General features: G+C 71.1%; 18 protein-coding genes and 1 riboswitch. Of the genes, 8 read left to right on the top strand and 10 right to left on the bottom strand.

Annotated features, from left to right (window positions below; genetic code table 11):
- Positions 1-4 precede the first annotated feature (4 nt).
- Positions 5-748, top strand: a complete 744-nt coding sequence (locus HWX87_RS16080) for an IclR family transcriptional regulator (RefSeq protein WP_176048037.1) — start codon at positions 5-7, stop codon at positions 746-748.
- Positions 749-877: 129 nt separating this feature from the next.
- On the opposite strand, the gene HWX87_RS16075 is transcribed toward HWX87_RS16080, so the two are convergent.
- Together HWX87_RS16075 and HWX87_RS16070 are read right to left on the bottom strand one after the other, a co-directional pair.
- Positions 878-2233 (bottom strand): chitinase, encoded by a 1356-nt coding sequence (locus HWX87_RS16075; protein WP_176048036.1) that lies wholly within the window; start codon positions 2231-2233, stop codon positions 878-880.
- 238 nt (positions 2234-2471) lie between these two features.
- Positions 2472-3374, bottom strand: coding sequence for a LysR substrate-binding domain-containing protein (locus HWX87_RS16070; protein WP_176048035.1), 903 nt, complete (start codon positions 3372-3374; stop codon positions 2472-2474).
- 94 nt (positions 3375-3468) lie between these two features.
- Between HWX87_RS16070 and HWX87_RS16065 the strand changes: the two genes are divergently transcribed.
- Positions 3469-4680, top strand: a complete 1212-nt coding sequence (locus HWX87_RS16065; RefSeq protein WP_176048034.1) for an MFS transporter — start codon at positions 3469-3471, stop codon at positions 4678-4680.
- On the opposite strand, the gene cobJ is transcribed toward HWX87_RS16065, so the two are convergent.
- Genes cobJ through cobG form a run of 4 tightly spaced genes read right to left on the bottom strand, consistent with a single transcriptional unit; the run spans position 4681 to position 9113 of the window.
- Positions 4681-6390 (bottom strand): precorrin-3B C(17)-methyltransferase, encoded by a 1710-nt coding sequence (gene cobJ / locus HWX87_RS16060; RefSeq protein ID WP_176048033.1) that lies wholly within the window; start codon positions 6388-6390, stop codon positions 4681-4683.
- Positions 6387-7121: a precorrin-2 C(20)-methyltransferase gene (locus tag HWX87_RS16055; protein ID WP_176048032.1), complete on the bottom strand. Its 735-nt coding sequence runs from the start codon at positions 7119-7121 to the stop codon at positions 6387-6389. The genes cobJ and HWX87_RS16055 overlap by 4 nt, the downstream gene beginning before the upstream one ends.
- A complete protein-coding gene (locus HWX87_RS16050; RefSeq protein ID WP_176048031.1) occupies positions 7118-7744 on the bottom strand; it encodes a precorrin-8X methylmutase in 627 nt (208 codons plus the stop codon). Before HWX87_RS16050 ends, HWX87_RS16055 begins: the two co-directional genes overlap by 4 nt.
- Positions 7737-9113: a precorrin-3B synthase gene (gene cobG, locus HWX87_RS16045; protein ID WP_279612965.1), complete on the bottom strand. Its 1377-nt coding sequence runs from the start codon at positions 9111-9113 to the stop codon at positions 7737-7739. The genes HWX87_RS16050 and cobG overlap by 8 nt, the downstream gene beginning before the upstream one ends.
- 106 nt (positions 9114-9219) lie before the next feature.
- Positions 9220-9411: riboswitch (cobalamin riboswitch) on the bottom strand.
- A 146-nt stretch (positions 9412-9557) separates the two neighbouring features.
- Here cobG and HWX87_RS16040 point away from each other — a divergent pair.
- The 5 genes from HWX87_RS16040 to cobM all read left to right on the top strand — a co-directional run bounded on the left by HWX87_RS16040 (position 9558) and on the right by cobM (position 13849).
- The gene (locus HWX87_RS16040) at positions 9558-9854 is read left to right on the top strand and encodes a hypothetical protein (protein ID WP_176048029.1); all 297 of its coding nucleotides are present in this window, start codon (positions 9558-9560) and stop codon (positions 9852-9854) included.
- Between the two features lie 123 nt (positions 9855-9977).
- Positions 9978-11258 carry a precorrin-6y C5,15-methyltransferase (decarboxylating) subunit CbiE gene (gene cbiE, locus HWX87_RS16035; protein WP_176048028.1) on the top strand — a complete coding sequence of 427 codons (1281 nt, stop codon included), beginning with the start codon at positions 9978-9980 and terminating at the stop codon, positions 11256-11258.
- Positions 11258-12346: a cobalt-precorrin-5B (C(1))-methyltransferase gene (locus HWX87_RS16030; RefSeq protein ID WP_176048027.1), complete on the top strand. Its 1089-nt coding sequence runs from the start codon at positions 11258-11260 to the stop codon at positions 12344-12346. Before cbiE ends, HWX87_RS16030 begins: the two co-directional genes overlap by 1 nt.
- Positions 12343-13074, top strand: a complete 732-nt coding sequence (locus HWX87_RS16025) for a cobalt-precorrin-6A reductase (RefSeq protein WP_176048026.1) — start codon at positions 12343-12345, stop codon at positions 13072-13074. The genes HWX87_RS16030 and HWX87_RS16025 overlap by 4 nt, the downstream gene beginning before the upstream one ends.
- A 43-nt stretch (positions 13075-13117) precedes the next feature.
- Positions 13118-13849: a precorrin-4 C(11)-methyltransferase gene (cobM, locus tag HWX87_RS16020; protein ID WP_176048025.1), complete on the top strand. Its 732-nt coding sequence runs from the start codon at positions 13118-13120 to the stop codon at positions 13847-13849.
- A gap of 15 nt (positions 13850-13864) precedes the next feature.
- On the opposite strand, the gene HWX87_RS16015 is transcribed toward cobM, so the two are convergent.
- A complete protein-coding gene (locus HWX87_RS16015) occupies positions 13865-15043 on the bottom strand; it encodes an MFS transporter (RefSeq protein ID WP_176048024.1) in 1179 nt (392 codons plus the stop codon).
- Positions 15044-15174: 131 nt separating this feature from the next.
- Between HWX87_RS16015 and HWX87_RS16010 the strand changes: the two genes are divergently transcribed.
- The gene (locus tag HWX87_RS16010) at positions 15175-15678 is read left to right on the top strand and encodes a MarR family transcriptional regulator (RefSeq protein ID WP_176048023.1); all 504 of its coding nucleotides are present in this window, start codon (positions 15175-15177) and stop codon (positions 15676-15678) included.
- 102 nt (positions 15679-15780) lie between these two features.
- Here the strand turns inward: HWX87_RS16010 and HWX87_RS16005 are convergent, their stop codons facing one another.
- From HWX87_RS16005 to HWX87_RS15995, 3 genes are all read right to left on the bottom strand, one after another.
- Entirely contained in the window at positions 15781-16485 is a 705-nt protein-coding gene (locus HWX87_RS16005) for a glutathione S-transferase N-terminal domain-containing protein (RefSeq protein ID WP_176048022.1), read from the bottom strand.
- Positions 16486-16653: 168 nt separating this feature from the next.
- Entirely contained in the window at positions 16654-17778 is a 1125-nt protein-coding gene (locus HWX87_RS16000) for a porin (RefSeq protein WP_176048021.1), read from the bottom strand.
- Positions 17779-18005: 227 nt separating this feature from the next.
- Positions 18006-20699 carry a LuxR C-terminal-related transcriptional regulator gene (locus HWX87_RS15995; RefSeq protein WP_176048020.1) on the bottom strand — a complete coding sequence of 898 codons (2694 nt, stop codon included), beginning with the start codon at positions 20697-20699 and terminating at the stop codon, positions 18006-18008.
- Positions 20700-20725: the final 26 nt, after the last annotated feature.

Below are 20725 nucleotides of genomic sequence, written 5' to 3'. Positions count from 1 at the left end.
CGCCATGGACGTCAAACTCGTTGCCCGCACGCTCGACCTGTTCGAGCTGTTCGCCGCCGAACGGCGGCCGCTGCCACTCACCGAACTCGCGCGCCTGCTCGATGTGCCGCCGTCGAGCTGCCTCGCCATGGCGCGCACGCTCGTGAGCCGCGGCTATCTGTACGAAGTGCGCAAACGCGGCGGCTACTACCCGACGCGGCGCTTGCAGACGATCGCCGCCGCGATCGACGCGACCGATCCCGTCGTCGACATCGCGCATCCGCACCTCGTCGCGCTGCGCGACGCGAGCCGCGAGACGGCCGTGCTCGGCAAGATCCAGGGCGTGTCGGTCACGTACCTCGACGTCGTCGAGTCGGAGCAGGCGATCCGCTATACGCGCCAGCCGGGCGAGCTGCGTCCGCTGCACGCGAACTCGATCGGCAAGGCGATCTTCGCGGAGCTCGCGGGCGACGCGCAGCAAACGCTCGGCGCGCAGCTGCCGTTCGAACGCTTCACCGATGCGACGGTAGCCGACCTGCCGGCGCTCGTCGCGCAAACCGCGCGGTTTCGTGAGCTCGGCTGGGCCGAGAATTTCGGCGAGAGCGCCCCCGAGCTTTCGGCGATCGCGGTCGCGCTGACGCTCGACGGCGACTGGTACGGGCTGTCGGTCGTCGGGCCGACCGAGCGGATCCGGCAGCATCGCGACACGCACGCGGCGCTGCTCGTCGACGCGAAGGCCAAGCTGCTGGCCGAGCACGCGCGCGGCTGACGGCGGGCAGGGCGCGCCGGCAAACGGCCCTGCAAACGGGCCAGCCAGCAGGCCGTCCGCCGGCGATCGGGCAGCGATCGCCGCGAACGGCCCCGGATCCGCGAGCCTAACGACGGCCGATACGCAACATCACGACTTCACCCACACACCGCCCGCACTCGGGTTGTCGCCCTGTGTCCACCATTTCGCGCAATACTTCGCGCCCTGGTACATCACGCAGGTGCCGCCTGAATACGCGGTCGTCGCCGACCACGTGGCCGTGCCGCCGCCGACCGGCTTCCATACGGCCGCCTGGCCGGGCACGTCGCCCTGCGTCCACCATTGCGCCTGGTACGTCGTACCCTGGTAGGTGACCGTCGCGCCGGCCGTGTAGACCTGGCCGGCGGCCCACGGTGCGCCCGGCTGCGGCGTGCCGCCGTCCGAGCCGCCGCCGTAGTTCGGATCCTGCGTCACGCCCGCGCCCCATTTGCCGTCGAGCTGCTTGAAGATCGTCGCGAACGCGTACGGCTGCTGCGCGACGCCCGAGCAGGTCGGCGACGCATACGTGCCGCCGGACGGGCACGCCTGATCGCGGCCGACCGACCAGTTGCCGAAGAAACCGTAGCCGTTGGCGATCGCCGCATTCAGCACGCTTTGCGCGTTCGCGAGCGTGAAGGTTTCGCCCTGCACGTCGTTCACGCCGATCATCGGCGTGACGCCGACCATCTGCCAGAGCTGCGCATTGGTCTTCGGCTGGCCGGCCGACTTGAACGCCGTGTCGAGTTGCGCGTACAGCGCCTGCGCGGCGCCGATCGCGGCGGCGCCCATGTCGATGTTCGCGGGGCCGTAATCCATCGCCATCACGTTTACCGCATCGAACGCGGCGTGGTTCGAGATTGCCGCGTTGACGACGTTCAGGCCGTCCTGCGTGAGCCCGGTCGGCATCGTCGGCAGCGTCAGCGTCACGTGCAGCGGCTTGCCCTTCGCCGCATAGTCGGACTGCAGTTGCGCGACCGCCTGGAAGTTGCGCGCGACCGCGGCCGTGTCCTGCTGCGATGCGCCTTCGATGTCGAAATCGATATGCGTAAGGCCGTACGTGTCGATCACGGTCTGGTACGCGCTCTTCAACGCAGGGACCGTCGAGCACGCCTGCATCAGCGGCGTGCCGTTCGCTCCGCCGAACGACACGGCGACTTCGCCGCCTTTCGCGCGATAGCTCGCGATCGACGTCGACAGCGCGGTCAGGAGGCCGCCGCTCGCACCGTTGCCGATCGGCTGCACGCCGCCCCACGACGGCACGCAGCCGTTGCCCGCGACCACGAACGCGAGCGTGAATTGCTGGATACCTTGCCGGACGCCGATCTGGTCGACGAGCGGCGTCGGATAGAGCGTCACGTCGACGAAGGGCGCATAGACGCCGGCGCCCTGGGACACGCTCGCCACGGCAAGCAGACAACCCGCGGCAACTGCACGCGGGATGAAACGCGGCAACACATTGTTGTTCATTGTGTTCTCCAAGTGGAAGAGGGATACGCTGGCCTGCGTATCGCCGCCGGTCGGGCGACCGGGCATGCCCGGCCGGCGGCGTGCCCATCTTGGAGGATTCGCGCCGAATAGTGAATGGTTAGGTGTTCTTTTTGTTATTTGATTCCCGATACGTAACGATCTTGCCGATTCGACACCGTTGCGCAACGCACCGCGCGGGTGATTTTCCCGATCGGCGCCGCGGCGCGATACGTGCCGCTTACGTCGAAGCAGGCTGCGCCAGCGAGCGCGCCAGCGCAACGAAACGCTCGACGCATGCCGACGAAAACGGCTCGTTCCACGACACGATCTGCTCGACTGCGCGCGTGCCGGCGAGCGGCACGTAGACGACGCCCGGGCGCTGCAGCGTCGCCGTGAAGCCCGGCACGATCGCGATGCCGCGTTCGGCGGCAACCAGCGACACGAGCGTCGTGATCTGCGCGGCGGTTGCGCCGATCCTCGGCGCGAATCCGGCCTGCGCGCACAGGTCGTCGAGCGCGGCGGTCAACGCCGAACCGTAACCGGGCGGAAAGGTGACGAAGGTTTCGCTGGCCAGTTCCGCGACGTCGAGGCTCGCACGGTTCGCGAGCGGATTGCCGGCCGGCACGGCCGCGACGAGCGGTTCGCGCGACACGACGAGCGACGCGACCGGCACGCCGGGCGCGCCGCTCCACGCCCAGCCGAAGCCGACGTCCATCGCGCCGTCGGCGATCTGCTGGCGCTGGCTGGCGGTCGCCGCTTCGCGGAACGCGAGTTCGACGTCGGGCATCGTGCGGCTCGCGGCGCGGATCACGTCGGGGAACGTGTCGGACATCGGAATCGAACTCGCGTAGCCGATTACGAGACGCCCGGCGATGCCCTGCGCGATCTTGCGCGCGCTCGCCTCGGCTTCGGCGGCCGCGCTGACGACGTGGCGCGCATGTTCAAGGAACAACTCGCCTTCCGGCGTGAGCCGCACCGCGCGCGTCGAGCGCTCGAACAGCCGCACGCCGAGTTCGCTTTCCAGCGCGGCGATATGGCGTGTCAGCGGCGGCTGCGCGACGCGCAGGCGCAATGCCGCGCGGCCGAAGTGCAGTTCGTCGGCGACGACCACGAAATAACGAAGGCGGCGCAGGTCGAGCATTGTTGTCGTTCCGGTATCAATAGCGGTGAAATCGGTATTGGCGTACGCGCGGCGCGCTCGTCAGACTGTCGGCATCGACGACCAGGCATTTCCGATGAACGACAGGACCACGCGCATCGCGTTCTTTCTCTGCGGCTTCGCCGCGTTTCTCAATCTCTATTCGACGCAGGGCATCCTGCACGAACTCGCTGCGGCCTTCGGCGTCAGCGCGGAGCGCGCGGGGCAGGGCGTGAGCGCGACCACGATGGCCGTCGCCATTATCGCGCCGTTCGTCGGCGTGCTGGCCGCGCGCATCGAACGGCGCGTCGCGATCTCGCTGGCGGCGATGGCCGTCGCGTTGCCGGTCGTCTGGTCCGCGCATGCGGCGGGCTTCGCGTCGTTCCTCGGCGCGCGCTTTGCGGCCGGGCTGGTCATGCCGTTCATCTTTGCGCTGTCGATCGCCTATATCGGCGAACGCTTCGATCACGGCACGTCGGCCGAGATCAGCGCGCTGTTCGTCGCCGGCACGACGCTCGGCGGTTTCGCCGGCCGCTTCGTGACGAACCTGCTGACGTCGATGTGGGGCTGGCGGCATGCGCTCGATGTCGTCGCGGCGCTGTGTCTCGTCACGGGCGTCGCGATTTACGCGAGCCTGCCGGCGTCCGGTGCGGTCGCGCCGCGGGTGTCCGGCCGCGATACGGATGCGGGGCCGTCGTGGCGCATCGTCACGCGCGGCCCGCTGCTCGCGTCGTTCGCGATCGGCGCATGCGTGCTCGCGTCGCAGGTCGCGACGTTCACGTTCGTCGGCCTGCGGCTCGCGCGGGCACCGTTCGGTTTCGGCACGGTCGAGATCGGCGCGATCTATGCGGTGTTCCTGGTCGCGGTGATCGTGACGCCGCTGGCCGGGCGCCTCGCGCGGCATCGCGGCCCGCGCGCACCGGGGCTCGCTGCAGCCGCGCTCGCGATCGGCGGGGCGTTGCTGACGCTGTCGGACAGCGTGCCGGTGATCCTGGCCGGCCTCGCGCTCAGCTCGACCGCCGTGTTCGTCGAACAGGCGTCGGCCAACACGTTCATCTCGCAGGCGGCGTCGAGTGCGCGCTCGACGGCGATCGGCATCTACCTGTGCTGCTATTACTTCGGCGGCAGTCTCGGCTCGATCCTGCCGGTGCCCGGCTGGCACCGGTGGGGATGGGCCGGTTGCGTGGCCTTCGTGGTCGTCGCGCAGGCCATCGTCGGCGTGCTCGTGTACCGGTTCTGGCGCACCGTCAGCACGGCCGGCATCCTGCATGCCGGCGCGCGCGACGGTACGCCTGCGCGCCAGTCGTAATCAGCGATACCAGCGCGGCGTATAGACCCATTCGCGCGCATTGCCGATCGCGAAGCGCCGCGTCGTCGACGAGCCGACGATCACCATCGTGCGCATGTCGACCTGATCGCTGCGCAGTGCGCCGAGCGTCGTCGTCGCGAGCGTCGCGCCCGGCCGGCCGATGTCGCGGCCGAGCACGACTACCGTATCGGCCGCACGGTGCGCGCGCACGATGTCGAGCGCACGGTCGAGCTGCCACGGCCGCGCACGCGAGATCGGGTTGTAGAACGCCATCACCAGGTCGGCTTGCGCCGCATGCCTCAGGCGCGTCTCGATCACGTCCCACGGCTTCAGGTTGTCCGACAGCGAAATCGCGCAGAAGTCGTGGCCGAGCGGCGCACCGGCTTGCGCGGCCGTCGCGAGCGACGCCGAGATGCCGGGCTCGACGCGCAGGTCGACCGCGGCCCACTGCGGGTTGCGTGCTTCGTCGAGCGCCTCGAGCACGGCCGCGGCCATCGCGAACACGCCGGGGTCGCCGGATGACACGACCGCGACGCGCCGGCCTTCGGCCGCCAGTTCGAACGCATGGCGTGCGCGCTGCATTTCCTCGCGATTGTCGGTGCCGTGCACGCGCTGGTCGCCGCGGAACGGGCCGGCCATGTTCACGTAGGTCGTGTAGCCGAGGATGTCGGTCGCTTCCGCGAGCGCGGCGCGTGCGGCCGGCGTGCGCCACGCGGCGGCGCCCGGGCCGAGACCGAGCACGGTCAGGCGGCCGCGCGCACGGCCGAGCGTGGCGGGATCGACCGGATGCGACGCCACCGCGCACGCGAGGCCGTTCGATGCGGGGCGCAGCGTGTGCGCGACCCGCAAAGTGCGGCCGAGCAGCGTGGCTGCATCGGCTGGCGCGTCGCTGTCGGCATCGACGAAACGCAGCGGCACGCCGAGCGCTTGCGCGGCTTCCTCCAGCGCGGCGTCGCCGATCGCCGATGCCGGCGCGACGATGGCGGCGAGTGCCAGCGGCGCGAGACCTTGTGCGTCGAGCATGGCTTCGATGCGCGCGACAAGTGTGTCTTCGGCGTGCACGGCATCTTCGGCAACACCGACCACCACGCTGCGTGGATGGATCACGAGCTCATCGCGTGTGCCGCGCCAGGCGTCGGGCGTCACGCGGATCGCATGCGCGGCCGCATCGTCGCGCGGCAGCGCGACATCGTCGAGCCACGACGCCGCGCCGTCGACGCGCGTCGAGGCACCCGCGAGCAGGTCGGACACGAAGCGCTTGCCCTGCGCGAGATCGGCCAGCGCATAGCCGTCGGGCGGATTGAGCACGCATGCGCCGAAGCGCAATTCGCCGCTGGTCGTGATCGCCGGCGCGACGCCGATGCATTCGGCGATTTCGCGCGCGATCACGTTGACGCCCGTCAGCCCGCCGAGCAGCGGCACGACGGCCGAGCCGTCTTCCGCGACCGCGAGCACGGGCGGCTCGACGCCCTTGTCGGCAAGCGCGGGCGCGAGGCAGCGGATCACGATGCCGGCCGCGCACAGCGCGACGATCGGCAGGCCACGCGCATAGAGTTCGCGCAGGTGTGCGCCGAGTTCGTCGAACGGCACGTCGGCGGCTACGCGCGATGCGAGGCCATGCACGAGGGCGCCCGGGTAGCGCGCCTGGATGCGTCGCGCGGTGTCGAGCGCGCCCGCACCGAGAATCACGATCGCGGGCGGGGTCGTCATCCTTGCCATTTTTCCCCCGGCACGACGAGCAGCGAGAAATACGGCGACGCCATCGGGTCGACCGCGTCGAGCGGCACGATGCGCTGGTTCGCCATCGTCGCGCGCTCGACGTACAGCGCGCGTTTCGCGAGCCCGAGTTCGTCGAGCACGCGCCGCACCTTGTCGAAATTGCGGCCGAGCTTCATCACGACGGCCGCGTCGGCCCGCGCGAGCCGCTCGCGCAGCTCGTGCTCGGGCAGCACGCCGGACAGTACCGACAGGCTCTGGTTGCGATAGACGAGCGGCTGGCCGAGCACGGCCGTGCCGCCGAGCATCGCGCACACGCCCGGGATCACCTCGGTGTCGTAGCGCGGCGCGAGGCGGTCGTGCAGGTACATGTACGAACCGTAGAAGAACGGGTCGCCTTCGCAGATCACCGCGACGTCGCGTCCCGCGTCGAGGTGTGCGGCGACGATCTCGGCCGCCGTGTCGTAGAAGTCGGCGATCACCGTCTCGTAGCAGAGCGGCGGCGGCAGCGCTTCGGTCGTCACCGGATAGACGAGCGGCAGTTGCGTTTGACCGTCGAGCAGGTGCGCTTCGACGATGCCGTACGCATTGCCTTTCTTGCCCTTCGCGACGAAATACGCGACCACGGGCGCCGCCTGCAGCACGCGCAGCGCCTTGATCGTCATCAGTTCAGGATCGCCGGGGCCGACGCCGACCCCGAACAGGCGTCCGCGCGCGGCCGTCATTCGACCTCCGTCGCGAGCGCGTTGACCGCGGCGGCGGCCATCGCGCTGCCGCCGCGCCGGCCGAGCAGCGCGACGTACGGCACGCCGCGGCTGTCGGCATCGAGCATCGCCTTCGATTCGGCCGCGCCGATGAAGCCGACCGGAAAACCGAGGATCAGCGCGGGGCGCGGCGCGCCGGCGTCGAGCATGTCGAGCAGGTGGAACAGCGCGGTCGGCGCATTGCCGATCACGACGACGCTGCCCGCGAGATGCGGACGCCACAATTCGAGTGCGGCGGCCGAGCGCGTGTTGCCGAGATGGCGCGCGAGATCGGGCACCTCCGGCTCGCCGAGCGTGCAGATCACGCGGTTGCCGGCCGGCAGCCGCGCGCGCGTGATGCCTTCGGCGACCATCCTCGCATCGCACAGGATCGGCGCGCCGGCCGCGAGCGCCGTGCGGCCCGCCGAGCCGGCGCCGGCCGAGAAGCGCAGGTCGTAGACGACGTCGACCATCCCGCACGCATGGATCACGCGCACCGCGAGTTTCTCGAGGTCGGGCGGAACCTGCGACAGGTCGGCCTCGGCGCGGATCGTCGCGAACGACTGGCGGTAGATTTCCTGCCCGTCGCGAATGTAGTCAAGCATCGGTGGTGTCCTGGCTGTGCCGCGCGCCCGTCAAACGGGCCGCGGCCTGGTCAATCGTCAGATGGCGCGCGAGCGGGGCGCCGAGGCCCTCGGCCGCGTCGCGCCGGTAAAGATCGTAATGCGCGGGCGCCACCGCGACGAGCGTATGCGTCGCGGGATGCGGCAGCGCGCAATGGCGTTCGCAACCGGTCAGGTGCACGTCGACCGGATGGCCGATGCGCGCGGCGAGTGCGAGCGCGTCGTGTTTCGTGTCGGCGCGCGCTTTCGCACAGCCTGCGCTGCCGGTGCAGGCGACGAGCGTCGCAAGCGGGTCCGACGGCCGGCACACGAGGCCGAGCGACGCGAGTGCGTCGAGCGTGGCCGGTGCGCGTTCGTTCGGCACGCCGTGCAGAAACACGCCTTGCCACGGCGTCATCGACAGCGTGCCGTCGCCGTCGGCTTCGGCCAGTGCGGCGAGCCGCTCCAGCTGCGTCGCGTCGAGCCGCCCGAGCACGCATTGCGCACCGACGCTGCCGCGCGCCGCATCGAGCGACGGGCGCATGCCGAAACGCAGCGCCCGATCGGTGCTCGTGCGCCGCCAGCCGGCGAGCGCGGGATCGGCCGTGAGCGGGAAGGGCAGGTAGTGCCGCGCGCGTTCGAGTAACGCGCGTTCGCCGCACGTTGCCAGCAACGCGCGCATCCGCGTGACATCGGCTGGCGCGAGATCGAGGAACGCGCGCAGCAGTGCGCGGACCAGCGCGACAGCCTGATCGGGCGACACATCGGCCAACGCAGGCCGGTCGTCATCCGTGACCGGCGGGCAGCCGGCCAGCCCGGCCGCGATGCGTACCGCGCCGTCGGCGCGGCGCCATGCGGCCAGCCAGATGTCGTGCGGATGATCGAGTGCCGCCACCGATTCGCCGCCGTCGAGCTGGATCGAGAATTTCGGCGACAGCTCGCCGCGGCGCGGCTCGCCGGCCAGCATGTCGAGCAGCGGAATGGCGAGTGCGTGGCTGTCGACGAGCGCGGCGGGATTGTGCCCGGCGAGCGGGCTGAGCATGATGTTGCGGACGTCGTCGCTCGCGGCGAGCGCGGCCGTATCGTTGGCCGAGCCTGCCGCTGACTCGGCCGCTGACTCTGCGCGCGGGCCGAGCCCGGCATCGAGCAACGCGCGCGTCAGCGCATCGGCGGCACCGTCGCGAATGCCGCGCAGCTGGAGATTCGCGCGATTGGTCGCGTCGATCGCGCCGGAGCCGTACGCACGTGCGGCGGCGGCAATCGCGCGCGCCTGGCGCGCATCGAGCCGGCCGCCCGGCAGCTTGATCCGGCACAGCCCGCCATCGGCGGCCGCGACCACGCGCACGAGCCCCGGGCAAGCCGACGGGCGCACGACGGGCGACGCAGGAATCGAATCGGGGGCGGAACTCAACGGGATACCGGGACAGTGTCGCGCCGCGGCCAACGCATCGGTACACCCCGCCCGACGCCGACTGGCACGCACGCACTTTCTGGCCGGCAGGTCTCCTGGCTGACAGGTCGGCGCCGGCTCCCGGCCTTCCCGGTGAAACCAGTGGCATGAGGGGGAGATCGGCTCGCTGTCTACAGTTGCGGGGGCAGCCACAGCGGCGCGTGGCGCGCCCTGTGTTCCCTCTTCGGCCCCGAAGGGCACCGGCGAACGAACGGCCGTAGGATACCCGATTTTCGCGACGATCCGGCATCGGCGGTTTGCCCCGCAGCCGTCTCGCAGCACGGCTGTGGCGGACTGCGCGCGGCCGCGTGGATGGTACGATTGGCGGCTCGACATCCGGCCGGCGATTCGCCGGGATCCGCAATGATGAAACTCGGCAGGACGGAGCTGTTCGGCATGGGGATTGCGCTGGCCTTGCTGGCCATCCCCGCGTGGATGCTGCTCGCATTCGTGCTGATTCCGTTTGCGCCGTCCGCGCAGTGGCCGAAGAATGTCGGGCTCGTCGGCCTCGTCGTGCCGATCGTGGCGGGCGGAACCTGGCTGTTCAGGCGAAGCGGCGTGCGGCCGCTCGTGTGGCTGCTGCTCGGCTGGTTGCTGGTCGCAGCGATCGCCGGCATGTATCTGACCTTGCTGAACTACCTCGGCGGCGCGCCGCACGGCTGACATCGCTGCCGCATCGCGCGTCCGGGCAGGCGGTGGCGACGGGCGTCAACGGATCAACGCGCGGCAGCACGACGGCCGCGCATCGCAACAAATTGCAGGGAATCGAACGATGGGGAAGGGTGCATGACGGCGTGGCTGACGGTAGTGGGCATCGGCGACGACGGTTACGCGGGGCTTGGACGCAGCGCGCGGCGCGCGCTGCTCGACGCGACGCTCGTGGTCGGCGCGAAGCGGCATCTCGACATGCTGCCCGCACGGCTGCGTGCCGAACGCGAAGCATGGCCGTCGCCGTTCGATCTCGCGGGCGTGCTCGCGCGGCGCGGCTCGCCCGTGTGCGTGCTCGCGAGCGGCGACCCGATGCTGTTCGGCGTCGGTGCGACGCTCGCGCGCCAGCTTTCCTCCGATGACTGGCGTGTGCTGCCCGCACCGTCGTCGCTGTCGCTCGCGGCCGCGCGCCTCGGCTGGGCATTGCAGGACGTCGGCGCGGTCTCGCTGGTCGGCCGTCCGCTCGCGACGCTCGCGCGTCACCTGCTGCCCGGCCGCCGCCTCTTCGTGCTGAGTGCCGACGGCCGCACGCCGGCCGCCGTCGCGGCCGAACTCGCCGCGCGCGGTTTCGGGCCGACGCGCATCAGCGTGTTCGAACATCTGGGCGGTCCGCTCGAACGGCGTCTCGACGGCCTCGCGCAGGACTGGCGCGTCGCCGAAACGGCCGCGCTCAATCTCGTCGCGCTCGACTGCCAGGCCGGCCCCGATGCGCCGCGCCGCGCGCTGACGCCGGGCCTGCCCGACGATGCATACCGCCACGACGGCCAGCTCACCAAGCGCGACCTGCGCGCGATGACGCTCGGCCGCCTCGCGCCCGCGCCCGGCGAGCTGCTGTGGGACGTCGGCGCGGGCAGCGGCTCGATCGGCATCGAATGGATGCGCGCCCATCCGTCCTGCCAGGCGATCGCGATCGAAGCGCACGCGGAACGGCAGCGCTTCATCGAACACAACCGCGACGCGCTTGGCGTGCCGGGCCTGCAGCTCGTCGCGGGCCGCGCGCCCGACGCGCTTGCACGGCTCGCTACGCCCGACGCGATCTTCATCGGCGGCGGTGCGACGGCGCCCGGCGTGCTCGACGCGTGCTGGGCAGCGCTGAAACCCGGCGGCCGGCTGGTCGCGAACGCGGTCACGCTGCAGGGCGAGATGGCGCTCGCCGCGTGGCGCGACGCGCACGGCGGCACGCTCACGCGCGTGTCGCTCGCGCATGCGGAACCGCTCGGCCGCTTCGATACGTGGCGCCAGCCGTTGCCGGTCACGCTGTACGACGTGCGCAAGCCCGGCACGGCCGATGGGGCCGAGGCGATCGGCACGGCCGGCTCGTCGAACCCGGCGAACGCAACGGCCGCAACGGACGCGTGATGCGCGACGAAACCCCCGAACAGCCCGCGCCGCTGCGTTTCGGCTATACGACCGGCAGCTGCGCGACCGCGACGTCGCTCGCCGCCGCGCGGCTGCTGCTCGCGGGCCAGGCGGCCGACGCGGTCGAGATCGTGCTGCCGAAAGGGCAACGCGTGATGATGCGGCTCGAGTTCTGCCGGATCACGGCCGAAGGCGCCGAAGCCGGCACGATCAAGGATGCCGGCGACGATCCGGACGTCACGCACGGCGCGCTGGTGTTCGCGCGCGTCGCGCTCGCGGCGGCGCCCGGCGTGCGTTTTCACGCGGGGCCCGGCGTCGGCACGGTCACGCGCGCGGGGCTGACGCTGCCGGTCGGCGAACCGGCGATCAACCCGGTGCCGCGCCAGATGATGACGACGCACCTGGAAGCGCTCGCAGCCGAGCAGGGCTACGCGGGCGGCTTCGACGTGACGATCGGCGTCGAAGGCGGCGAGGCACTCGCGCTGAAGACGATGAACCCGCGCCTGGGCATCGTCGGCGGGCTGTCGATCCTCGGCACGACCGGCATCGTGCGGCCGTTCTCGTGTTCGGCCTATATCGCGTCGATCCACCAGGGGATCGATGTCGCGCGCGCAAACGGCATCGCGCATATCGCCGCGTGCACGGGCAACGCGAGCGAGGACGCGATGCGCGCGCACTATCACCTGCCCGACATGGCGCTGATCGAGATGGGCGATTTCGCGGGCGCGGTGCTCAAGCACCTGCGTCGCGCACCGGTCGCGCGCCTGTCGATGTGCGGCGGCTTCGGCAAGCTCAGCAAGCTCGCGGCCGGTCACCTCGACCTGCACAGTCGCCATTCGAGCATCGACCTTCCGCTGCTCGCGCAATGGGCGGCCGAAGCCGGCGCGAGCGATGCGCTGCAGGCCGCGATGCGCGCCGCGAACACGAGCCAGGAAGCGTTGAAGCTTGCACGGGCCGACGGCGTGCCGCTCGGCGATCTCGTCTGCGCGCATGCGCTGCGCGTCGCACGCGATATCGTGCCGCCGTCGGTCGCCGTCGAGATGTTCGCGATCGACCGGCAGGGCCGCTTCGTCGGGGAGGCGCGATGAGCGTGCGCATCCTGCTGCTCGGCGGCACCGGCGACGCGCTGAAGATCGCACGCGCGCTCGGCCCGCATCACGTCTATAGCCTGGCCGGCCTCGGCAAGGTGCCTGACGACCTGCGCTGCGACGTGCGCGTCGGCGGCTTCGGCGGGGCCGCCGGGCTGGCCGCGTATCTTCGCGACGCCGGCATCGGCCTCGTGATCGACGCAACGCATCCGTATGCCGCACAAATCAGCGCGAACGCCGCTGCCGCGACGCGCGACACGGGTGTGCCGCTATGGGCGCTGCGCCGCGCGCCCTGGACGCCGCAACCGGGCGACGACTGGCGGATGGTCGACGACTGGGCCGGCATCGAAGCCGCGCTCGCGCCGTTCAGGCGGCCGCTGTTCACGCTCGGCCGCGAACCCCTCGCGCACCTCGACACGATCCCGCCGCACCAGTTCTGGCTCGTGCGCTGCCTCGACGCGCATCCCGGCAACGCGCACGCGCAGATCATCGCCACGCGCGGGCCGTTCACGCTCGACGGCGAACGTGCGCTGTTCGCGCTGACGGGCATCGACGTCGTCGTCAGCAAGAACAGCGGCGGTGCGGCCACCGAGGCCAAGCTCGATGTCGCGCGCGAGCGCAGGCTGCCGGTCGTGATGCTGCGCCGGCCGCCGCTGCCCGATGCCGATCGCGCGTTCGACTCGGTCGCGGCACTGCTCGACGCACTCGATCCGGCCGCGCGCACATGACGCGGCACGGCGGATCATCCAATGAATTGACGGAGAATTTTCGATGACGGTGTATTTCATCGGCGCGGGCCCCGGCGACCCGGAGCTGATCACGGTGAAGGGCCAGCGCCTCGTGCGCACCTGCCCGGTGATCCTGTATGCGGGCTCGCTCGTGCCGGCGGCCGTGCTCGACGGTCATCGCGCGGAGCAAGTCGTCAATACGGCCGAGCTCGACCTCGACGCGATCGTCGCGTTGCTCGCGGCCGCGCATGCGAAGGGGCAGGACGTCGCACGCGTGCATTCGGGCGACCCGTCGCTGTACGGTGCGATCGGCGAGCAGATCCGCCGTCTCAAGGCGCTCGGGATTCCGTACGAAATCGTGCCGGGCGTGACGGCCACGGCCGCCTGCGCGGCGACGCTCGGCGTCGAGCTGACGCTGCCCGGTGTCGCGCAGACGGTGATCCTCACGCGCTTCGCGGGCAAGACGACGATGCCGGAAGGCGAAGCGCTCGGCGCGCTCGCCGCGCACCGCGCGACGCTCGCGATCCATCTCGGCGTGCGCCATCTCGCGCGTATCGTCGACGAAGTGCTGCCGCATTACGGCGCCGATTGCCCGGTCGCGGTGATCTATCGCGCGAGCTGGCCGGATGAAGAACGCGTAACCGGCACGCTCGCCGACATCGTCGACAAGGTGCAGGGCACGCAGATCGAGCGCACCGCGCTGATCCTGATCGGGCGTGTGCTCGACGCCAAAGGGTTCGCGGATTCGACGCTGTACGCGAGCGCGGGCAGCTGACGCGAGGCCGATTGCCTAGGCGCGCGCCACCTGCTGCGCCAGCCGCGGCGCAAAGCCGGCCGCCAGTGCGAACAACACGACACACAGGCAGGCCATCGCGATCCACGCAGGCGTCAAATCCGCGAGATGCTGGCGCACCATGCCGGCCGCGAACGGAAACAAGCCGGCGATCAAATAACCGACACCCTGCACGAACCCCGTCAGCGACGCGGCATCGGCCGGCGTCGCCGCATGGTCGACCGTGACGATCAGCGACAGCGGAAACAGCGCGCCGATTCCCGCGCCCATCAGCAGCGCGGCCGGCAGTGCGAGCGCTTCGGGCGCGGCCAGCATCACCAGCAAGCCGACGAACAGCGACGCGATCGCCGCATGCAGCGCGGGCCGGCGATCGGGCAGGCGGTCGATCGCCGCCGAGATCGTCAGCCCCGCGACGACTTCAGCGAGCGTCACGCCGCCGAGCAGGCTGCCGGCCGCCGTCGGCGACCAGCCGAGCCGCATGTAGTAAGGCGGCAGCCACGCGAGCACGAGCGTGTACGCGCCCGTCGCGACCCCGAAGAACAGCGCGAGCCGCCACGCGCGCGGCGAGCGCGACGGCTGCGCATGCGTTGCCGACGCCGGCCCGGCGGCGAGCGCATTGCCGCCGCGGCTCGCCAGCGGCCAGGCCACCGCGGCCACCGCGGCCGGCAACGCCCAGCCCGCGAGTGCGGCAAGCCAACCCCAGCGGGCCGCGGCGAGCGGCGCGACGACACTCGCCAGCACCGCACCGCCCATGATCGACGTCGAATAAACGCCCATCGCGCCGCCGATGCGTGTCGCGAAATGCGCCTTCACGAAACCGGGCAGCAGGGCCTGCACCATCGCGATCCCGACGCCCGCACAGCAGGCGCTCGCGAGTAGCAGCCAAGCGTGCTGCGCGCCGATGCGCGACACGCAGGCCAGCCCGATCAGCGCGACGCCGAGCCACACGCCGCCCGCGATGCCGGTCACGCGCTGCAGGCGCCGCGCGCTCAGGGCGCCGAGCCCCATCAGCAGGATCGGGATCGTCGTCAGCAGGCTGGCCGCGCCGTCGTCGATGCCGGTCGTGCGCTGGATCATGTCGAGCAGCGGGCCGACCGCGGCCAGCGCAGGCCTCAGGTTCAGCCCGACGAGCACGATGGCGGCAAGCCGCCATCCGGGGGAAGTAAAGCGATTCATCGCAAGGCCCTCGATATCGGTGCGCGGCTGCCCACGAGGCGCCGCGCGTTTTTTCAGGTAAAGTATCTCGACATCAAGATAAATGCTGATTTATCTCGACGTCAAGATAACTGGTGAACCGAGGAGGGTTAATGGATCGAGCCGCGTATGCGCTCGCGCAATGGCGCGCCGAGCGTCCGGATCTGGACGCGTCGTCGATGGTCGTGATGGGGCGGCTGCAGGAAGCCGCGCTCGTGATCGCGCGCGACCGCCTCAATCCGCTGTTTGCGCGCTACGGCATGCAGCCGGGCGAATTCGACGTGCTCGCGACGCTGCGGCGCGGCGGGGCGCCGTTCGCGCTGACGCCGACCGCGCTGTACGACGCGTTGATGATGTCGTCGGGCGGGATGACCGCGCGCATCGACCGGCTGCAGAAGGCCGGCTGGGTCGAGCGCCGGCCGAACCCGGCCGACGGGCGCGGCACGCTCGTTGCGCTGACGGACACCGGTCGCGCGCTGATCGATGATGCGGTCGTCGCGCACATCGACAACCAGCGTGCGCTGCTGGCCGCGCTGTCGGAGACGGAACAGGCGCAGTTGTCGCAATTGCTGGGCAAGCTGCTGGCCGGGCTGGGAGGCGGGGCGCCGGACGCATGAGGCGTGCGCCCCGCGCAGGCAAAAAAATGCCCGCCGCGCAATGCGGCGGGCTTGAGCAGATCGCGTGCCGCACCGCGCGAGCCCGCGCTGCGGCGCGGCCGCTCAGCCGCGTGCCGGGATGTTGAGCCCGCGCGCGACGGCCGGACGTGCGACGAACGCGTCGAGCACCCGCTTGACGTTCCGGAATTCGCCGAAGCCGACCAGGTCGCCCGCTTCATAGAAACCAACGAGATTCCGCACCCACGGGAAGATCGCGATGTCGGCGATCGTATAGGTATCGCCCATCACCCACTGGCGGTTCGCGAGATGGGCGTCGAGCACGGCGAGCAGGCGCTTCGACTCGTCGACGTAGCGGTCGCGCGGGCGCTTGTCCTCGTAGTCGCGGCCCGCGAACTTGTGGAAGAACCCGACCTGGCCGAACATCGGCCCGATGCCGCCCATCTGGAACATCACCCACTGGATCGTCTCGTAGCGGCCCGCGAGATCCTTCGGGATCAGCTGGCCGGTCTTGTCCGCGAGGTAGAGCAGGATCGCGCCCGATTCGAACAGCGGCAGCGGCTTGCCGTCGGGGCCGTTCGGATCGATGATCGCCGGGATCTTGTTGTTCGGGTTCAGCGACAGGAATTCGGGCGACAACTGGTCGTTCGTGTCGAAGCGCACGAGGTGCGGCTCGTACGGCAGGCCGGTTTCCTCGAGCATGATCGACACCTTGACGCCGTTCGGCGTCGGCAGCGAGTAGAGCTGGAGACGGTCGGGATGCTGGGCCGGCCACTTGTGCGTGATCGGGAAGGCGGACAGGTCGGGCATGAAGGTTCGCTCGTCGAAGTGAAGGATCCGCGCTCCGCCGCGCTGCCACGCGGATGGACCACGGCGCGGCGGCGGGCCGGAGCGCGCCGAAAACGCCCACTGTAGCCGATCCCCGGAATCGATGCAGGCGTCGGGCCCGCTCGCCCGGCGCCGTACGGCCCGAAGCCGTCAGAAGTTGTGCCGCAGCCCGATCATCGCGGCCGTCGTGCCGACGCCCGGCGCGACCGGCTGCCCGTACACGAGCATCTGGTCCATCGTGCCGCGGTTGTTCACGCGGCCGACCTGCGCGTAGACCATCGTCCGCTTCGACAGGCTGTAGTCGGCCGCGAGCACGACCGCCGTCGAGCGGTTTTCCGAGCGGTTGCGGTCCTTCAGGTAGTACACGGCGGACGTGACCTGCAACGCGGGCGTGAAGCGATAGCCGACGCCGGCCGACAGCATGTCGAGGTTCACCTTGTCCGCGTGCGACGGATTCCTGCCGTTGCCGTACGACGCCGACACCGAAAAGTCGCGGATCGTGTACTTCGCGCCGACGTAAAAGAAGCGGTTGTTGTCGACGCCGGTGGGCGCGACGCCCGGCGCCGGACTCGTGTCGTGCCCGTTGTAGTAGACGGCCGATGCGTTCAACCCGTAGTTCGCATACCTGAGCACCACGGATTCGCGCGTGCCGCCCTGGAACTGCCCGGCGACGCCGCCCGGCGCGTATTCGAGCGCGATCGACGCGCCCGCGAACGTCGGCGACTGGTAGACGAGCGCGTTGCTGTCGTACAGCGCGCCGATCGCGCCGTTGGTGCTCGTGCCCGGCCAGCCGGCCGCGGTGTTCAGGCCGAGCCAGGCGGTCAGCACGCTGCCGAAGAACTGCGCGTTGCGCACGTCGGTGTCGGCCATCGCGTAGATCATCGGCACGATCTGGCGGCCGGCCGTGAACGAACCGAACGGGCCCGACACGCCAAGCGACGCGACCTGGTTGAAGATCGCGACGGCGCCCGGCGTGTCGCTCAGTTGCAATTTGCCGGTGCCGCTGTCGAACGAACCCTGCAGCTTGAAGTTGACCTTGTAGCCGCCGCCGATGTCCTCGCTGCCGCGAATGCCCCAGAAGCTCGAATAGATGCCGCCGTCCTTCATGCGGAACACCTTGCCGGTATTCGGCGCGCTCGGGCTGAACGACGCGGCCGACGTGCTCTGGTACAGCAGGCCCGAGTCGATCACGCCGTAGAGCGTGACGGAGGATTGCGCGTGCGCGAGGGCCGAACAGCCGGCGAGCGCCGCGAGCGCGGCCAGTTTCGTCTTCATGGAGTCTCCGGGGTTGTCGTGGCCGGAACGGGATCGAGCCCGTCCGGGTAAAGCGGGGAAACATCAAGGCACGCGGGAGGGCGCGACAGGTGGCGCCGGTGCGAGCCGTGCGGAAAGACTACGCAACGGCGCGCGGCCGCTCCCCCCCATGCGCGGGGGGCAGGGTTGCGGAGAATCGAAGGGGGACGGGTGGCTACGCGGCCGCGGGAGGCCGGCTCAAACGCGCATCAAGGCGCGCTTTCGAGCAGCCCGAGCACCAGCGCACGGCGCACGGCATGCTTGCGCGAGCTGGCGTCGAGCTTGCCGAACAGGTTCTTCAGGTGCCATTTCACGGTTTCCTCGCCGACGGCGAGCGCGACCGCGATCTCCTTGTTCGACAGGTTGCGCGCGAGCAGCTCGAGGATCGCGCGTTCCTTCGGCGTCAGCACGACGCTCGGCACCGCGCGCGGGCTCGTCACGCCGCGCGGCGCGGGCGGCACGATGCGCGGCTGCGGCAGCGCGTGCCGCGCGAGGCCGTCGCCGGCGGCCGCCTCGTCGCCGACGCGACGCGCCCAGTCGGCGACGGCCGGATGCGCGTCGGCGAGCGTGCGCGTGAGCCCGAACATGTCGGCGAGATTCATCGCCTCGTCGAGCAACGCGCGGCCGCCGCGCCCCGACTGTTCGAGCGCGAACGCGCTGAGCGCCATGATCTCGATGCGCTCGCGCCCCATGCTCATTTCGCGCGCCAGCACGGCCGCCTCGTCGAGCGCGGCGCTTGCATCGTCCCAGCGGCGCGCGGCGAGCGCCGCGCCCGCGTGCGCGGTCGCCTGCAGCAGCACGACGGGGCGGCGCCACAGCGGCCCGTGCGACGGAAACTCGGCCGCGGCGATCGCGTCGATCCGCTCGACAAGCGCATGGCAGGTCGCCTCGCGATAGCGCGCCGCGTGGATGCGCACCTGTTCGGCGAGGCTCGCGACCGACAGGCGCGGCAGCCGGCGCGCGACACCCATCGCGTCGAGCGCTTCGAGCAGGTCGATCGCGCGGTGTTCGACGCCGCGCAGCAGCGCGATGCGCGCGGCCGTGCGATAGCCGAGCAGCACGGTGTCGGGCGTGCCGGCGTGTTCGAGCACGTCGAGCCGGTTCGCGAGCAACGCGGCGGCCTGGTCGACGCGGTCGGCCTCGTACGCGATCGCCGCGCACATCGCCGCGAGCATGCAGGTCAGCGGATGACGACGCCCGAGATCGGCTTCCGCGCGCGCCAGCGCCGGCGCCAGCACGTCGTCCGCGAGCCGGATCTGGCCTTCGCGCAAGTAGCTCAGGCCCGTGATCAGCTCGCCCCAGCGCGCGACGTAGCCGAACCCGGCCGCCGTTTCACCGCGTGGCGCGGCCTGCTGGAACCGGCGCGCCTGCGCCGGTTCGCCGACGATGATCGCGCGCGCCGACAGCCGGTTCGCGTGCATCTGCGCGAGCCACGTCGCCGGCGGCGGCGTGAAGTCGGCCCACGGCTCGAACAGCTCGACGAAGCGGTCGATTTCGTCGGCGTAATACGCGGCCGCGCTCAGGATCAGCGCGCATTCGTAGCGCATCGCGGCCGGCGTGCCGTTATCCGCGAGGATGCCCGCGATCTGGCGCCGCGCCTCGACATGACGCTCGCCGAGCGCCAGCGCCCACGCAACCGCAATCCGCAGCGTCGGGCGCTTGTCGAGCTCCGCGTCGGGCAGCAGCGCCAGCCAGTCGAGCACGTCGTTGATGCGGCCCTGCTTGATCGCATCCTCGAGGCAGCGCTGCGCGAGCGCGTACGCGGTCTCGAACTGGCCGGCCGCGTACGCGTGGCGTGCGGCTTCCTCGGTCATCCCGTGGGCATCGAGCCATGCCGCCGCGCGTGCATGCAGCGTGCTGCGCTCGGCGTCGGCGCGCGTGGCGAGGCGGTCGCGCAGCGTGTCGCGCACGAGCGGATGCAGCCGGCACCAGTCCGAATCGTCCGAGGCAATGAACAGCGGCGTGTCACGCGCGAGCCGCGCGAGCCGGTCGGGCGCGTGCGCATCGTCGAGCAGCGCCGCGCACAGCGACGGATGCAGGCGATCGGCGACGCTCGTGCGCGTCAGGAACGCGGTGTCGTCCGCCGACTGGTTCGCGAGCAGCAGTTCGACGAGCCGGTCGCGCGTGCCGTCCATGCGTGCGGCGAGCGCATCGACCGCCTGGCGCGGATCGGCCGAGCGCGCCATCGCGGCCATCGCGAGCTGCAGCCCGAGCGGCCAGCCGTCGACGCGCTCGAAGAGCCGCGCGCACGCGTCGGCGTCCACCCGTTGCGCAAAGCGCGCGCCGACCAGCGCGATCGTCTCGTCGAGCGTGAAGCGCAGCCAGTCGGGGCCCGCGAGCGTGCATTGGCCGCCGGCGAGCAGGTCGCCGGCCGCGTGATCGAGCCCGCGCCGCGCGGCGACGACGACATGCAGGTTCTGCGGCGCGTTGTGCAGCACGTAGGTCAGCGCCTCGAGGCCGGCAACCGGCAGCCGCTCGGCGTCGTCGACGATCAGCAGCGCGTCGATCGACAGTTGGGCGACTTCGGCGAGCCACGCGGTCAGGCCGTCCAGCGCGCGCGCCGCACCGCCCGGGACCAGCCGCCCGAAGCCCGGCCGCGCGCAACCGGTGCGCACTGCCTGTACGAGCCCCTGCAGCAGCCGCTGAGCGTCGTCGCGCTCGTCGGCCGACAGCCACACGACCGCGCGGCCGAGCGCAAGGGCCTCGCGGCGCCACTGCGCGAGCAGCGACGTCTTGCCGTACCCGGCCGGCGCCTGCACGAGCGTGACCGGCCGGCCGTCGAACGCCGGCGCGGCGAGGCTCAGCCGCGCGCGGGCGAGCAGTTGCGCCGGCACACGCGGCGCGGTCGTCTTCAGGACCAGTTCGGTGGGGGGCGTGTCGGCGCGATCGGGTGGGTGGGCCATCGGGGCAGCTGTCGGAGTCCGGCGCC

The organism is Burkholderia sp. BCC1644 (genome assembly GCF_902833225.1).
In the GTDB taxonomy this organism is placed as follows: domain Bacteria; phylum Pseudomonadota; class Gammaproteobacteria; order Burkholderiales; family Burkholderiaceae; genus Burkholderia.
The sequence above is the reverse complement of the archived record's forward strand: the minus strand, read 5'-3'. Positions and strand labels throughout refer to the sequence as shown.

Coding starts and splice junctions, on each gene's coding strand:
- HWX87_RS16080 (WP_176048037.1), top strand. CDS start 5: ATGGACGTCAAACTCGTTGCCCGCACGCTCGACCTGTTCGAGCTGTTC.
- HWX87_RS16075 (WP_176048036.1), bottom strand. CDS start 2,233: ATGAACAACAATGTGTTGCCGCGTTTCATCCCGCGTGCAGTTGCCGCG.
- HWX87_RS16070 (WP_176048035.1), bottom strand. CDS start 3,374: ATGCTCGACCTGCGCCGCCTTCGTTATTTCGTGGTCGTCGCCGACGAA.
- HWX87_RS16065 (WP_176048034.1), top strand. CDS start 3,469: ATGAACGACAGGACCACGCGCATCGCGTTCTTTCTCTGCGGCTTCGCC.
- cobJ (WP_176048033.1), bottom strand. CDS start 6,390: ATGACGACCCCGCCCGCGATCGTGATTCTCGGTGCGGGCGCGCTCGAC.
- HWX87_RS16055 (WP_176048032.1), bottom strand. CDS start 7,121: ATGACGGCCGCGCGCGGACGCCTGTTCGGGGTCGGCGTCGGCCCCGGC.
- HWX87_RS16050 (WP_176048031.1), bottom strand. CDS start 7,744: ATGCTTGACTACATTCGCGACGGGCAGGAAATCTACCGCCAGTCGTTC.
- HWX87_RS16040 (WP_176048029.1), top strand. CDS start 9,558: ATGAAACTCGGCAGGACGGAGCTGTTCGGCATGGGGATTGCGCTGGCC.
- cbiE (WP_176048028.1), top strand. CDS start 9,978: ATGACGGCGTGGCTGACGGTAGTGGGCATCGGCGACGACGGTTACGCG.
- HWX87_RS16030 (WP_176048027.1), top strand. CDS start 11,258: ATGCGCGACGAAACCCCCGAACAGCCCGCGCCGCTGCGTTTCGGCTAT.
- HWX87_RS16025 (WP_176048026.1), top strand. CDS start 12,343: ATGAGCGTGCGCATCCTGCTGCTCGGCGGCACCGGCGACGCGCTGAAG.
- cobM (WP_176048025.1), top strand. CDS start 13,118: ATGACGGTGTATTTCATCGGCGCGGGCCCCGGCGACCCGGAGCTGATC.
- HWX87_RS16015 (WP_176048024.1), bottom strand. CDS start 15,043: ATGAATCGCTTTACTTCCCCCGGATGGCGGCTTGCCGCCATCGTGCTC.
- HWX87_RS16010 (WP_176048023.1), top strand. CDS start 15,175: ATGGATCGAGCCGCGTATGCGCTCGCGCAATGGCGCGCCGAGCGTCCG.
- HWX87_RS16005 (WP_176048022.1), bottom strand. CDS start 16,485: ATGCCCGACCTGTCCGCCTTCCCGATCACGCACAAGTGGCCGGCCCAG.
- HWX87_RS16000 (WP_176048021.1), bottom strand. CDS start 17,778: ATGAAGACGAAACTGGCCGCGCTCGCGGCGCTCGCCGGCTGTTCGGCC.
- HWX87_RS15995 (WP_176048020.1), bottom strand. CDS start 20,699: ATGGCCCACCCACCCGATCGCGCCGACACGCCCCCCACCGAACTGGTC.